Consider the following 12,781-nt stretch of genomic DNA (forward strand, 5'->3'; position numbering starts at 1 on the left):
GCGATCCTTCGGACGCCGCGTCGCTGGCGTCCTGGCGGGACTATGTCTCGCTGATGAAGCCGCGCGTCATGACCCTGGTGGTGTTCACCGGGCTCGCCGGTTTCGCTGCGGCGCCTGTCGCCGTGAACTTCCTGACCGCCGCCATCGCCATGCTGTGCATCGCCGTGGGCGCTGGCGCGGCCGGCGCGTTCAACATGGCCTATGACGCCGATATCGACGCCATCATGAAGCGCACCCGCCGTCGCCCGGTGCCGACCGGGCGCGTGCCCGCCAATGAAGCCTATGTCTTCTCCGGCGTGATGGCGCTGGCCTCGGTGCTGTTGATGGCGCTCGCCACCAACTATGTCGCCGCCGGCCTTCTGGCCTTCTCCATCTTCTTCTACACGGTGATCTACACCATGTGGCTGAAGCGCTCGACGCCGCAAAATATCGTCATTGGCGGCGCGGCGGGCGCTTTCCCGCCGATGATCGGCTGGGCCGCCGCCACCGGCGATATCAGCCTGAATTCGGTGTTGCTGTTCGCGATCATCTTCCTGTGGACGCCGCCCCATTCCTGGGCGCTGGCGCTCTACAAGTCGGGCGATTATTCCGCCGCCGGGGTGCCGATGATGCCGGTCGCCAAGGGCGCGAAATCGACCCGCTTCCAGATTCTCATCTATACCGCGCTCTATCTGGCCGCGACCGCGGGGCCGATCATGACCGGCCTGGGCGGTTGGGTGTATGCGGGCGCCGTGGTGCTGGGCGGCGCGTTGTTCGCGCTCCTGGCCGTGCGGGTCTTCGCCTCGCGCGCCGGGGACGCCAACGCCGCCGAGGACGAGCTTTACGCCGTGCGCGCCGGCGACAAGGCGGCGCGAGACCTGTTCGCCTATTCCATCGCCCATCTGACCTTGCTGTTCGCAGCCCTGCTCGTCGAGCATGGCGCGGGCGCCTACACACCGGTCATGGCCTTTCTAGGAGGCGGCGCATGAGTGAGGATCTCAACCGGCCCGAAAACCCGGACGCTGCGCCCGAGGGCGAAGCCGAGTTCGTGGTTCTGACCGAAGAGCAGAAGGCCGCGCGCAAGCGTCGCAACCGCGCCATCGCGCTGGGCCTGTTCGTGTTCGTGGGACTGATCTTCGTGACCACGATGGTCCGTCTCGCCAGCAATTATAACGCAGGAGCCTGATCGATCATGTTCTCCCGTCTCGACAAGAATACCCGGATCTTTGCGATTTGCGGCGTCGTGATCGTGGGGATGATCGGCATGGCGTACGCCTCGGTGCCGCTCTACAACCTGTTCTGCAAGGTGACGGGCTATGGCGGCACGACGCAGCTCGTGCAGTACGATCCGGGCCAGGTGCTTGATCGCGAAGTGACGGTGCGTTTCGACGCCTCGCGCTCGCGCGGCTTCCCCTGGGAGTTCGAGCCGCTGCAGACCGAAATGCAGGTGCGTGTGGGCGAGACGGCGCTGGCCTTCTACCGCGCGACCAACACCTCTGACCGCCCCGTGACGGGCATCGCCAGCTATAATGTGACCCCGTTCAAGATGGGGCCGTATTTCTCCAAGCTGGAATGCTTCTGCTTTACCGAGCAGACCCTCGATCCGGGGCAATCCATGGACATGCCGGTGATCTTCTTCGTAGATCCCCTTATGGACGAAGACGACCGGCTGGACGATATCCGCACCGTCACCCTTTCCTACACCTTCTGGGAAAGCGGTGATGAGCGGGTCTATGAAACTGCGGAGGCATCCGGATCGGATGCTGACGCCCAGTAGCGCTAACGCGCGTGATTAATTGAATACCGGGACGGGCGAAGTTATAGAGTCGCTCGTTATTTGACCGGGAATACTGGCGGGAGAGCATCATGGCCGGCGCAGCCGTTAAACACGACTATCACCTCGTCGACCCCAGCCCGTGGCCGTTCGTCGCCTCGCTCGGCGCGTTCGTGCTGACGTTTGGCGCGGTCGTCTTCATGAAGGGCCTGTCGACCAACGAAGAGTCCATCTTCTACTTCTTCCTGCAGCAAGGATCTCCGATCCTGCTGCTGCTCGGCTTCGCCATCATCATCTATGTGATGTTCGGCTGGTGGGGCGATGTCATCAAGGAAGGCCAGAAGGGCGACCACACCCCGGTCGTGGATCTGGGTCTGCGCTATGGCATGCTGCTGTTCATCGTCTCCGAGGTGATGTTCTTCGCCGCCTGGTTCTGGATGTTCTTCGACATGGCGCTGTTCCATGGCGATCGTGCGGGCGCGGGCTGGACCGGCGACGTTCTGGGCATCGACTATTCGGGCTGGGCGAACGGCGTTCCGGGCATCCAGACCTTTGACCCCTTCCACCTGCCGCTGATCAACACCCTGATCCTGCTGCTGTCGGGCACGACCGTGACCTGGGCGCACCACGCGCTGCAACACGGCGACCGCAAGGGCGCGAAACTGGGCACGCTCCTGACCGTGCTGCTGGGCGTGAGCTTCACCGCGCTGCAGGCCTATGAGTACTCCCACGCCGCCTTCGGCATTTCGGGCAGCCTCTACGGCGCGACCTTCTACATGGCCACCGGCTTCCACGGCGCCCATGTCATCATCGGCACCATCTTCCTGGCGGTCTGCCTGATCCGTCTGATGATGGGTCACTGGACCAAGGAAAAGCATTTCGGCTTCGAGGCCGCCGCCTGGTACTGGCACTTCGTGGACGTGGTCTGGCTGTTCCTGTTCGCCTTTGTCTATGTGGCCTTTGCGGGTCTGGGCACTGCGCACGGGGTCGGCCACTAATGACTGAAACGAGCCCTTTTCTCGCCGGCCTTCTCGGGCGGTGCCCGCGCTGCGGAAAAGGCGCTCTGTTTCGCAAGTATCTCAAGGTCGCGGACGCCTGCGGCGTCTGCGGCCTTGATTTCTCCAGCGAGGATTCCGGCGACGGCCCCGCCGTCTTCGTGATGTCCATTGTGGGTTTCATCGTGGTGCCCGCAGCGCTGGCGCTGGAACTGGCGGTTTCCCCGCCGGTCTGGCTGCACATGCTGCTCTGGCTGCCGCTGTCGACTGTGCTGACCCTGCTGATCCTACCGCCTTTCAAGGCGACCCTCTTCGCCCTGCAGTGGAAGCACAACGCCCATGAGGCGCAGCTCGACCTCGCTCCGGAAGGCGGCGAGCAGGATGACCGCCCCGGCGCGGCTTCTTCAAGCGATACTGACGCGGCCTGATCTGATGGCGAGTTTTCGCCCGCTTCCTGTTCTGACGATTGTGATGCTGCCCGCACTGGCGCTGCTCATCTGGCTGGGCAGCTGGCAGCTGGACCGCCGCGCCTGGAAGATCGAGCTTCTGGCCGATTATGCGGCCACGGCCGAGGCAGAGCCGATCTCTCTGGACCAGGGCCTGTGTGCGGGCCGCGCGGAAATCGGACGCCGGGTCGTGCCGCCAGCGGCGGACCCTGAAGCGGATACGGTGCGGGTGTCCGGGCGGAACGCCCAGGGCGTGCCGGGCTGGCGGTTGTTCAGGCCGGTCCGGGCGTGCGACGGCGCGCAACTGGTGCTGATGGAAACCGGGTTTGAGGGGCTTGAGACGGCGACGCGGGCCGATGACGGCGCCCTGACCGAGACTGATGCCTTCACGCAATTGCGGTTTGAAACGCCTCTGGGGCAGGGGCCGTTCACGCCGCCCGCCAATGCGGACGCCAACGAGTTTTACGCATTTGACGCCCAAGCCTTCGCTGAGGTTCTGAACGTTGAGGCGGCTCGTCTGAACGACCAGTACTGGCTGGCGTTGAGCGATGGCGCCCCGCCCGCCTATCTCACCCAGACGCCGCCGGAGCGCCATCTGGCCTACGCCATCACCTGGTTTGCGATGATGCTGGCTTTGCTGGCTGTTTACTTCGCGTATCATATACAGGCCGGCCGCCTGACATGGCGTGGCTAGGCAAGCGACGGCGAAGGACGACCCCATGGCGCTCTGGCGCGAAGATATGCAGGAGACGGTGCTGTGGTCCGAAGGGCTGCGTCTGCGCCATCCCCAGCTTGATGATTACGAAGCCTGGGCCAAGCTGCGCTCGGCCAGCCGTGCGCATACCGAGCCGTTCGAGCCGAGCTGGGCCGAGGACGAGCTGACTAAATCCGCCTACAAGCGTCGCATGCGCCGGTATCAGAGCGATGTGGAGAACGGGACGGGCTATCCCTTCTTCATCTTCCGCGCCTCCGATGACGTGCTGCTGGGCGCCTGCAATCTCAACAATGTGCGCCGCGGCGTGCTGCAGGCCGCTGATATCGGCTACTGGATCGGCTCGCCCTATCTGCGCAAGGGCTATGCGCGCGCCGCCGTGCGCCGCGTGCTGGGGCATGCCTTCAGCAGTCTGCGCCTGCACCGGATCGAGGCCGCCACGCGGCTTGATAATGACGCCTCGCGCAGGCTGTTGCTGTCTGTGGGCTTCACACCGGAAGGCGTCGCGCGGTCCTATCTCAAGATTCATGGCGAGTGGCGGGATCACCTCAAATTCGCCATCCTGAAGAACGATCCGATCCGATGACCGATCCCACCGCCTTGCGACCCTACAGGGACGCCGTATCGGCGGCGGGGGCGCTGGCGGTGGAGATCAATTTCCTCGATCATGATCTGACCCTGGGGGGCGAGGTGACCGCCCTTGGTCTGGGCGCGCTCGGCGCTGCAGGCGATGTCAGACATCTGCGTGAACGCCTGGCGCCGGCGGATCAGCCCCGACTGGACCTGCTGCAGCGCGCCGGCCCTTGTGACGTGCGTCTGCGGCTCCTGGGCGATGATCATGAAGTGCGCTATGTGCGGCTCATCGGTCAGGGCGATGGCCTGCACTGGCGCGGGCTGATGCTGCCGGCGGGCGGCTCGGCGGGCGGCCGCGCGGACATGGATCTTGAAACCGCGCTCGCGGACTCGCTGAAATCGGGCGATGTGTGCGCCTATTATCAGCCGGTCGTCGATCTGAAGACGAAGAGGCTCGCCGGATTTGAAGCCCTGGCCCGCTGGGATCGTCCGGGCGTGGGCGTACTGGGCGCGGATGAATTCATGCCTCTTGCCCAGGCTCATGGCTATGTCGAGGCGGTGGGGGAGAGCGTGCGGTCCATGGCGGTTCAGGATCTTTCCGCCTGGCTGGCGGCGCGGAACGGGCCTCTGGACTTGTTCGTGACCGCCAACGCCACAGCGACCGAGGTCAGCGCTCCGGATTTCGCCGACCGGCTCCTGCAGGCGGTGCAGGCCAGCGGTCTGCCGCGCGGCGCGTTCAAGCTGGAAGTCAACGAAACCGACGTGATGGTTGACCCGGAGGCCGCCGAGCGCACCCTGAACGCCGTCCGCGATCAGGGCGTGCCCATCGTGCTGGATGATTTCGGGACGGGCTATTCCTCGCTGGCCCGGCTTGACCGGTTCGCCTTCGATGTCGTCAAGCTCGACCAGTATTTCATCCGCGCCGCGCTCACCGACGGCTCAGCCCGGTCCATCATCTCTTCGGTTGTCAGGATCGCCGAAAGTTACGGCATGAGCGTGGTGGCCGAGGGCGTGGAGAGCGAGGCCGCACAAACCCTGTGTCTCGAATTGGGGTGCGATTACGGGCAGGGGTATCACTTTGCGCCTGCACTCTCCCCCCAGGACGCCGCGCGCGCCGTCACGCAAGGCATGGCGACCCGGTTCGGGGCGGCGCAGATGCAAGAGCGTGGATAGGGGCGGCGAGTCCGCCTAGAAATACCACAGGGCCCAGACCGAGCCCGAGGTCAGCGCCAGCGGAAACAGGATCACGGCCAGTCCCAGCACCCCAAGGACGAACGCCTTGGCCGAGCAATCACGGATGCGAACCAGCCACGCTTGTGACTTGCGTTTTGATCGGACAGCCATGGTATTTCCGGCAATGCGCTTGAAGGACTTTTCCCCATTCAAGCGAGTTCCCGGTGCAAGTCAATTGTGAATATGGCTCATGCACCAATTTTTCAGGCATTGCCGCTGGCCGCGGTCAGGAATTCCGGCGTTACGCCCAGCTTGTTGAGCGCCCGGGCCCATTTCTCTTCGGGCTGGTCGTCAAAGATCAGGTCATGGTCCGCATCCGCGACCAGCCAGGCGTTGAGACTGATCTCGTCCTCGAGTTGTCCCGCACCCCAGCCGGCATATCCCAACGCCATCAGGGCGCGGGACGGCGCGTCCTCGGACGCCAGCGCCATCAGGATCTCCTGGGTGGCGGTCAGGCCCAGATCATGGCCGACATGTTCGGTCGCAGGGCCGCAATCCACATCGAGCGTGTGAAGGACGAACCCACGGTCCCGGTCCACCGGGCCGCCTTCCAGAACGGGCGCATCCTGCGCCTGCGCGCCGCCGCTGACATCCAGCTGTTCGAGAAGATCGGGCAGGCGCAAACCGGTCAGCGGGCGGTTCAGGATGATCCCCATGGCGGTCTCCGCGTCATGCGCGCACATATATATGACGGTGCGGTCAAAGTGGGTGTCGCCGATCAGCGGACTGGCGATCAGCAGCTTGCCGCCCAGATAGCCGGTCTGGGTATGGGGGAGTGCGGACGTCATGGGAACAGCTTTTCCCCCAGCGTTCAGATTGTCCAGTCCTTCGCGGCTCTCTGGCGTCTTGTCGCGGGGCAGGGCGCGTCTTAAGTCAGTGCCATCCTTTTCAGTCCGTTTCAGGAGCCCCTCATGACCATCAAAGCCGGCGATACGCTGCCCGACGTCACCTTCATGACCATGACCGCCGACGGCCCGCAGCCGATGAGCACGGATGACGTGTTCGGCGGCAAGCGCGTGGCCCTGTTCGCCGTGCCGGGCGCCTACACCCCGACCTGTTCGGCCAAGCACCTGCCGGGCTTCATCGAGAAGGCCGCCGAGCTGCAGGCCAAGGGCGTGGACCGGATCGCCTGCACCTCGGTCAATGACGTGTTCGTCATGGGCGCCTGGGGCAAGGATCAGGGCGCGGGCGATGACGTGCTGATGCTGGCGGACGGCAATGGTGACTTTGCATCCGCCCTCGGCCTTGAGATGGACGGCTCCGCCTTCGGCATGGGCAAGCGCTCCCAGCGCTATGCGCTGGTGGTCAACGACAAAAAGGTCGAGCACGTCTTCGTCGACGAGCCGGGCAATTTCGAAGTGTCCTCCGCCGAGCACATGCTCAAGGCGCTGTAGGCTTTTACTGTTAGAGGCCCCGGTGCGGCGTCAGGCCGAGCCGGGGTTTCAGCCTTTTGAGAGCGTGGCGATGGCGTCGCGGGCCAGCTGGTCGGCGCGTTCGTTCTCGGGATGGCCGGCATGGCCCTTCACCCATTCCCAGGTCACGTCATGCTTTGACGCGATGGCGTCGAGTCGCTTCCACAGATCGTCATTCTTGACCGGCTTTTTCGCGGCCGTCTTCCAGCCATTGCGCTTCCAGCCATGGATCCATTTGGTCACGCCGTCGCGCACATAGGTGCTGTCGGTGACCAGACGGACAGTGGAGCGGCGCTTGAGCGCCTCGAGCGCGGCGATGGCCGCCATCAGCTCCATGCGGTTATTGGTGGTCTCGGCCTCGGCGCCCGAGAGCTCCTTCTCATGACCCTTCCAGTGCAGGATCGCGCCCCAGCCGCCAGGGCCGGGATTGCCTGAACAGGCGCCGTCGGTGTGGATCACAATGGTGTTCTCGGCCAAAACGCACTCTCTGAAGTCTAGCTGGGGCGGACCGGCCATTTGCGGCCCAGATCGTCAAGCCCGGCTTGGATGAGTTCGGCCAGAACGTCCAGATCGACCTCTGACAGCCGGGTCACGTAAAGACAGCTCTTGCCCGTCTTGTGCTTGCCCAATCGCTCAAGGATCGGGCCGTAATCGGCATAGCCGGGCATGATGTAGATCGACAGGCTGGTCTTGCGGGGCGCAAATCCAGTGGCGAGGAAATCGCCCTCGCGACCGCTCTCATAGCGATAGTGATATGCGCCATAGCCGATCATGCTCGGCCCCCACATCACGGGCGACCAGCCGGTTATGCGACGGAACAGGGCGTCCAGCGCCAGAGCGTCCTCGCGGCGGGCGGCAGGCTCGACTGTCTGAAGATAGTCCGTGACGGCTTCGGGCGTGGGCCGGGTCTTGTTCTGGGTCATCAGCGTCTCCCTGGGGAGAGCTTAAGCGACTTCCCGGGGAAGTTTGAACACCACGTTTTCCTCGGCCACCCGAATTTCCCGGATATGAAGGGTGTAGCGGCGGGCGAGGGCGGAGAGGAGGCCCTCCACCAGTTCCTCGGGCGCGCTGGCGCCCGCAGAGATGCCGATGCGCTTCACGCCCTCAAGCCAGCTCCAGTCGATCTCCTCGGCCTTCTGCACCAGGCGCGCGGTCTTGGCGCCGGCGCGCTCGGCCACTTCCACCAGCCGAACCGAATTGGAGGAGTTGGGCGCGCCCACCACGAGGACCAGATCCGCGCCTTCGCCAATGGCCTTCACCGCCGCCTGGCGGTTGGTGGTGGCGTAGCAGATGTCTTCCTTGTGCGGGGCGGCAATGCCCGGGAAGCGCTTTTGCAGGGCCGCGACAATGTCCGCGGTGTCATCCACCGACAGGGTTGTCTGGGTGACAAAGGCGACATTGGACGGATCCTTGGGCACGAAGGTCTCGGCGTCCTCCACCGTCTCGATGAGATGCATCACCCCGTCCGGCAGCTGGCCCATGGTCCCGATCACTTCAGGATGGCCGGCATGGCCGATCAGGAGGATTTCCTGGCCCGCCTTGTGGTGACGCTGGGCTTCCACATGCACCTTGCTCACAAGCGGGCAGGTGGCGTCCACATAGAGCATGTTGCGACGCGCGGCCTCGGCCGGCACGCGCTGGGGCACGCCATGGGCGGAAAACACCACCGGGCGGTCGTCCGGACACTCGTCGAGCTCCTTGACGAACACCGCGCCCATGGCCTCGAGCCGGTTCACGACATGCTTGTTGTGGACGATCTCGTGACGCACATAGACCGGCGCGCCATACCGTTCGAGCGCCTTTTCCACGATCTGGATCGCACGGTCCACGCCAGCGCAGAAACCGCGGGGAGAGGCCAGCTGAACGGTCAGAACGGGTTTGTCGGTCATAGATTTCCTCTGCCGGGAAAGGCGGCGGGGCGTTGCCCTGTCCGCGCGCGCGTCGTACAGACTGCTCTAGCAGACCCCGTGCGCCCCGCGAAGGGGGGCATGCCGTCCTCCGCGATGGTTCGCCATCCGAATGCCTTGAGGTTTTTCATGCGCCTGTCCGTACTGAGCTTGTTCGCCGCCGCACTGGTCCTGTCTGGCTGTTCCAGCGTGCGGAACACGCTCGGGGACGCCAATCCGAATCCGGGACCGTGTCCGAACGCCCTGGTGCTCTATGACGCGCACCGTCTTGTGGAGATCAGCGGCGACAACGCGGTCTACGAGAATGTGGGGTTCACCGGCGAAATTCTCAATGTCGCGAGCACCTGCCGCTATTCGGGCCGGAATGCGGACCCGATCCACATGGAAATGGCGGTGCGCCTGGCCTTTGGCCGCGGGCCGGCCGCGCAGAGCGATACAAAAACCTATGACATGTTCGTGGCTGTGACCCGGACCGACCGTGCGGTGGTTGACCGCCAGGTCTTTCCAATCACCGTCACCTTCGAGCCGGGTGAGGACCGCGTGGAAGTGATCGAGGAGTTCAACTCCATCTCGCTGCCGCGCGTGTCGCCGACCACGTCCGGCGCGAACTATGAAATCATTGTCGGGTTCGAGCTGACCGATGAGCAGCTTGAATTCAATCGCAGCGGTCTGCGCTTCCGCGTCCGGGCCGGGCAAGACGATTAGAACGCCGAGACAAGATGACTTCGATTGTTGAACAGCTCAGCAGCGCCGTTGGCGCTGCCTTCGAGGCCGTGGGCCTGTCCGCGGATCTCGGCACGGTCTTTGAATCCGACCGTCCGGATCTCGCCCCCTATCAGTGCAATGGCGCCATGGCGGCGGCCAAGCAGGCCAAGAAGGCTCCGCGCGCGGTCGCCGAGGACGTGAAGGCCAGGCTTGCCGAACTGCACCCCCATCTTGAGGTGGAGATCGCCGGGCCGGGATTCCTGAACATCACCCCGGCAGGCAATGTCTATGCGATCCGCGCCAACGGCCTGTCTGAAGACGACCGCGTTGGCGGTCGCGAGAGCACCGCTCCCAAGCGCCTGATCATCGATTTCGGCGGGCCGAATGTCGCCAAGCCCATGCATGTGGGCCATTTGCGCTCATCCGTGATCGGCGACAGCCTGCAGCGCCTGATGCGCTTCCGTGGCCATGACGTCACCTCCGACATCCACCTCGGGGATTGGGGCCTTCAGATGGGCCATCTCGTCACCGAGCTGGAAGATGAAAAGCCCGACCTCGTCTATTATGACGCCGACTTCACCGGCCCGTATCCCGATGAGCCGCCGGTTACGATCGAGGATCTGGCGCGGCTCTACCCGCAAGCGTCCGCCAAGGCGAAGGAAGACCCCGAGCGCAATGCCCGCTCGCGCAAGGCGACGGCGGAGCTGCAGGCCGGGCGCCCGGGCTATCGGGCGCTGCTGCGCCATTTCATCAATGTCTCGATCGCGGCGCTGAAAGAGGATTTCGGCGCGCTGGGCGTGCATTTTGACCTGTGGAAGGGCGAGAGCGACGTCAATGACCTGATCCCCGAACTGGTCCGGGACTTCAAGGATCGCGGCGTCGCAGAGGAAAGCGACGGCGCCTGGATCGTTCGCGTCGCCCGTGAGGACGACAAGAAGGAGCTGGCGCCGCTGATCCTGGTCTCGAGCCAGGGCTCGGCGCTGTACGCCACCACCGACCTTGCGACCATTCTCGACCGCAAGCGCGAGCAAGATCCCGAGCTGACCCTTTATGTGGTGGATCTCGGGCAGTCCGATCACTTCGAGCAGGTTTTCCGGGCCGCCTACAAGGCGGGCCTCGCTGAGGAAGGCGCGCTGGAGCATGTGAAGTTCGGCACCGTGAACGGGACTGACGGCAAGCGTCTGCGCACTCGGGCGGGCGGCACCTTCCGTCTGGCGGATCTCATCAATGAGGCGCGGGACCGGGCGCGGGCGCGTCTGAACGAGGCCGGCCTGGGCGCTGAGCTGACGTCGGACGAGTTCGAGACCGTGGCGCGCGCCGTGGCGAACGCCGCGATCAAGTTCTCCGACCTGCAGAATGTGCGGACCACCAACTATATCTTTGATCTTGATCGCTTTGTCAGCTTCGAGGGCAAGACCGGTCCGTATCTGCAATACCAGGCCGTGCGCATCAAATCGCTGCTGAAGAAAGCGGGCGATCAGGGCATCGCGCCAGGCGCCGTGACGATTTCGGACAAGGCCGAAGAAGCGCTGATCCGCCGTCTCGACGCCTTTGAGGGCGCGCTGAGCCGGGCCGAACGCGATCGCGCGCCGAATGTGCTGTGCGAGCATGCCTATGGTCTGGCGCAGGCCTTTTCCGGCTTTTACGCCGCGTGCCCGATTCTGCCGGAAAAGGACGAGGCCATCCGCGCCTCCCGCCTGCGTCTGGCGCAGACCACGCTCACCCAGCTTGAAATCGTGCTGGGCCTGATCGGGATCGACGTGCCGGAACGGATGTAAGCCCGGGTTTGGTCTTCGCCCCCCTGTTCAGGGGAGGGCGGGGACGGGCGTCTGGTCTACAGTGTCTCCATGACGGGGAGACGCCTATGTTTATGACCATGGTTCTGGCTCTGGCGCTGGTTGATGACCGGCCTTTTGAAGCGGACGAACAGCAATACTCAGCCTGGCTGCAACAGGGCTGTCGCCTGCAGCAGGCGGATCGCCGCGACGGCCATGAACCGGCGGAATTCGAGGCGTTTTGCGCCTGTGTCGCCGACAGACTCAATGAAACCTCATCCGATGAGGCGTTTCGCGTCATGGCGCTGAGCCTGCAGGGTCATGCTCAGGACCGGGCGGACATCTCTGACTGGGAAGCGGCGCGTGATACCGCCTATGCGGAATATTCGGCCTTGTCCCAGCAGGAGCAGAGTGAAATTCCCGGACGGCTTCAATCCAGCCTGCAGCAATGCGTGACGCTGGGGCCTGCAACCCATAACTGAGGGAGGCGGGCATGCTGATCGCATTGGCGCTGGGGTTGGCGCTGTCTGGTGATCGACCATACGAAGCCGATGAGCGCCAGTATGGCGTCTGGCTGCAACAGGCTTGTCGCATCCAGCAAACGGATCGCAATCCGTCGCAAACCCCGGCTGACTTTGAAAGCTTCTGCCAGTGTTTTTCCGATGATCTGCGCGAAACGGTCAGCGCGGATGGCTTTCGACTGATGGCGCTGGGCTCGCAAGCCAGCATCGAGGGACGCGGTGAGATCCAGGACTGGGAAGCCGTGCGTGATATGGTCATGACGGAATTCGAGGCCCTGCCTGAGGACGAGCAGCTGGCCATTCCCCAGTCCCTTCAGACCGCCTTGCAAGCCTGCATCCAGCTGACTCCGCCCGTGACGCAATAGGGATGCAGAGGGCCGCCGGACCAACGGGTCTGACGGGCGGGATCAGGGGCTGTCACGCCTATGCTGCAGCGCCCAATCGCGATTGACTCATACCGCGCAAACGCTAGGTTTGCGCGTCGCTGCTGACCCGCCGTGAGGCGCGCTGCAGCGGGCCTAGATACAGGTCACTTGCGGGAGAGACCGGCCGAAGACGCCGGCGCCGAAGGCGCAACCGCCCCGGAAACGCTCAGGCTAACGGACCGCAAGCCTAAGACCTAACGCTGGAAAGCGGGCGCTGAACACTCAGCGCCCCACCGAAGGAGCAATGCGGGCGCGCCTCTCCCTGGCTGGCGCCGCGCGGGAATCTCTCAGGTCTTCAAGACAGCGGGGGCGAATCGGAGCCGG

18 protein-coding genes and 1 riboswitch are annotated in these 12,781 nt (G+C 64.3%); of the genes, 13 read left to right on the forward strand and 5 right to left on the reverse strand.

The genetic code is table 11. The annotated features are described in order from the left end of the window. The 8 genes from cyoE to OA2633_RS13830 all read left to right on the forward strand — a co-directional run. The coding region (gene cyoE, locus OA2633_RS13795; protein WP_009803190.1) for a heme o synthase at nucleotides 1-968 on the forward strand (968 nt) is incomplete at its 5' end. Beyond that, nucleotides 965-1,165 (forward strand): hypothetical protein, encoded by a 201-nt coding sequence (locus OA2633_RS13800; protein WP_009803191.1) that lies wholly within the window; start codon nucleotides 965-967, stop codon nucleotides 1,163-1,165. The genes cyoE and OA2633_RS13800, both read left to right, overlap by 4 nt. Nucleotides 1,166-1,171: 6 nt before the next feature. Next, entirely contained in the window at nucleotides 1,172-1,756 is a 585-nt protein-coding gene (locus tag OA2633_RS13805) for a cytochrome c oxidase assembly protein (protein WP_009803192.1), read from the forward strand. A gap of 89 nt (nucleotides 1,757-1,845) precedes the next feature. Beyond that, a complete protein-coding gene (locus OA2633_RS13810) occupies nucleotides 1,846-2,751 on the forward strand; it encodes a cytochrome c oxidase subunit 3 (RefSeq protein ID WP_009803193.1) in 906 nt (301 codons plus the stop codon). Further along, complete coding sequence (locus tag OA2633_RS13815) at nucleotides 2,751-3,176, forward strand: DUF983 domain-containing protein (RefSeq protein ID WP_009803194.1); 426 nt, start codon at nucleotides 2,751-2,753, stop codon at nucleotides 3,174-3,176. The genes OA2633_RS13810 and OA2633_RS13815 overlap by 1 nt, the downstream gene beginning before the upstream one ends. A gap of 43 nt (nucleotides 3,177-3,219) precedes the next feature. Then, nucleotides 3,220-3,888, forward strand: a complete 669-nt coding sequence (locus OA2633_RS13820; protein WP_162011000.1) for an SURF1 family protein — start codon at nucleotides 3,220-3,222, stop codon at nucleotides 3,886-3,888. Between the two features lie 25 nt (nucleotides 3,889-3,913). After that, nucleotides 3,914-4,492, forward strand: a complete 579-nt coding sequence (locus tag OA2633_RS13825; RefSeq protein WP_009803196.1) for a GNAT family N-acetyltransferase — start codon at nucleotides 3,914-3,916, stop codon at nucleotides 4,490-4,492. Then, nucleotides 4,489-5,652: an EAL domain-containing protein gene (locus OA2633_RS13830; RefSeq protein ID WP_009803197.1), complete on the forward strand. Its 1,164-nt coding sequence runs from the start codon at nucleotides 4,489-4,491 to the stop codon at nucleotides 5,650-5,652. Before OA2633_RS13825 ends, OA2633_RS13830 begins: the two co-directional genes overlap by 4 nt. 15 nt (nucleotides 5,653-5,667) lie before the next feature. Here OA2633_RS13830 and OA2633_RS16210 read toward each other — a convergent pair whose 3' ends face one another. Next, nucleotides 5,668-5,823 carry a hypothetical protein gene (locus tag OA2633_RS16210; protein WP_009803198.1) on the reverse strand — a complete coding sequence of 52 codons (156 nt, stop codon included), beginning with the start codon at nucleotides 5,821-5,823 and terminating at the stop codon, nucleotides 5,668-5,670. 92 nt (nucleotides 5,824-5,915) lie between these two features. Next, nucleotides 5,916-6,500, reverse strand: coding sequence for a YqgE/AlgH family protein (locus OA2633_RS13835; RefSeq protein WP_009803199.1), 585 nt, complete (start codon nucleotides 6,498-6,500; stop codon nucleotides 5,916-5,918). 123 nt (nucleotides 6,501-6,623) lie between these two features. On the opposite strand from OA2633_RS13835, the gene OA2633_RS13840 reads away from it, so the two are divergent. Then, nucleotides 6,624-7,106 (forward strand): peroxiredoxin, encoded by a 483-nt coding sequence (locus OA2633_RS13840; RefSeq protein ID WP_009803200.1) that lies wholly within the window; start codon nucleotides 6,624-6,626, stop codon nucleotides 7,104-7,106. A gap of 48 nt (nucleotides 7,107-7,154) precedes the next feature. On the opposite strand, the gene rnhA is transcribed toward OA2633_RS13840, so the two are convergent. The 3 genes from rnhA to ispH are packed head-to-tail and all read right to left on the reverse strand — an operon-like array spanning nucleotide 7,155 to nucleotide 9,013. Beyond that, the gene (rnhA, locus tag OA2633_RS13845; protein ID WP_009803201.1) at nucleotides 7,155-7,601 is read right to left on the reverse strand and encodes a ribonuclease HI; all 447 of its coding nucleotides are present in this window, start codon (nucleotides 7,599-7,601) and stop codon (nucleotides 7,155-7,157) included. 17 nt (nucleotides 7,602-7,618) lie between these two features. Beyond that, on the reverse strand, nucleotides 7,619-8,047 hold the full coding sequence (locus OA2633_RS13850; RefSeq protein WP_009803202.1) for a DUF1801 domain-containing protein: 429 nt from the start codon (nucleotides 8,045-8,047) through the stop codon (nucleotides 7,619-7,621). Nucleotides 8,048-8,068: 21 nt separating this feature from the next. After that, on the reverse strand, nucleotides 8,069-9,013 hold the full coding sequence (gene ispH, locus OA2633_RS13855; RefSeq protein WP_009803203.1) for a 4-hydroxy-3-methylbut-2-enyl diphosphate reductase: 945 nt from the start codon (nucleotides 9,011-9,013) through the stop codon (nucleotides 8,069-8,071). Between the two features lie 147 nt (nucleotides 9,014-9,160). On the opposite strand from ispH, the gene OA2633_RS13860 reads away from it, so the two are divergent. The 4 genes from OA2633_RS13860 to OA2633_RS13875 all read left to right on the forward strand — a co-directional run bounded on the left by OA2633_RS13860 (nucleotide 9,161) and on the right by OA2633_RS13875 (nucleotide 12,397). Further along, nucleotides 9,161-9,736 (forward strand): hypothetical protein, encoded by a 576-nt coding sequence (locus tag OA2633_RS13860; protein ID WP_156776273.1) that lies wholly within the window; start codon nucleotides 9,161-9,163, stop codon nucleotides 9,734-9,736. Between the two features lie 14 nt (nucleotides 9,737-9,750). Beyond that, the gene (gene argS, locus OA2633_RS13865; RefSeq protein WP_009803205.1) at nucleotides 9,751-11,514 is read left to right on the forward strand and encodes an arginine--tRNA ligase; all 1,764 of its coding nucleotides are present in this window, start codon (nucleotides 9,751-9,753) and stop codon (nucleotides 11,512-11,514) included. An 86-nt stretch (nucleotides 11,515-11,600) separates the two neighbouring features. Continuing rightward, nucleotides 11,601-11,993: a hypothetical protein gene (locus tag OA2633_RS13870; protein WP_009803206.1), complete on the forward strand. Its 393-nt coding sequence runs from the start codon at nucleotides 11,601-11,603 to the stop codon at nucleotides 11,991-11,993. An 11-nt stretch (nucleotides 11,994-12,004) separates the two neighbouring features. Beyond that, nucleotides 12,005-12,397: a hypothetical protein gene (locus OA2633_RS13875; protein ID WP_009803207.1), complete on the forward strand. Its 393-nt coding sequence runs from the start codon at nucleotides 12,005-12,007 to the stop codon at nucleotides 12,395-12,397. Between the two features lie 161 nt (nucleotides 12,398-12,558). Further along, nucleotides 12,559-12,649, forward strand: a riboswitch (glycine riboswitch). The last annotated feature ends 132 nt before the right edge of the window (nucleotides 12,650-12,781 follow it).

It is taken from the genome of Oceanicaulis sp. HTCC2633 (assembly GCF_000152745.1).
In the GTDB taxonomy this organism is placed as follows: Bacteria; Pseudomonadota; Alphaproteobacteria; order Caulobacterales; family Maricaulaceae; genus Oceanicaulis.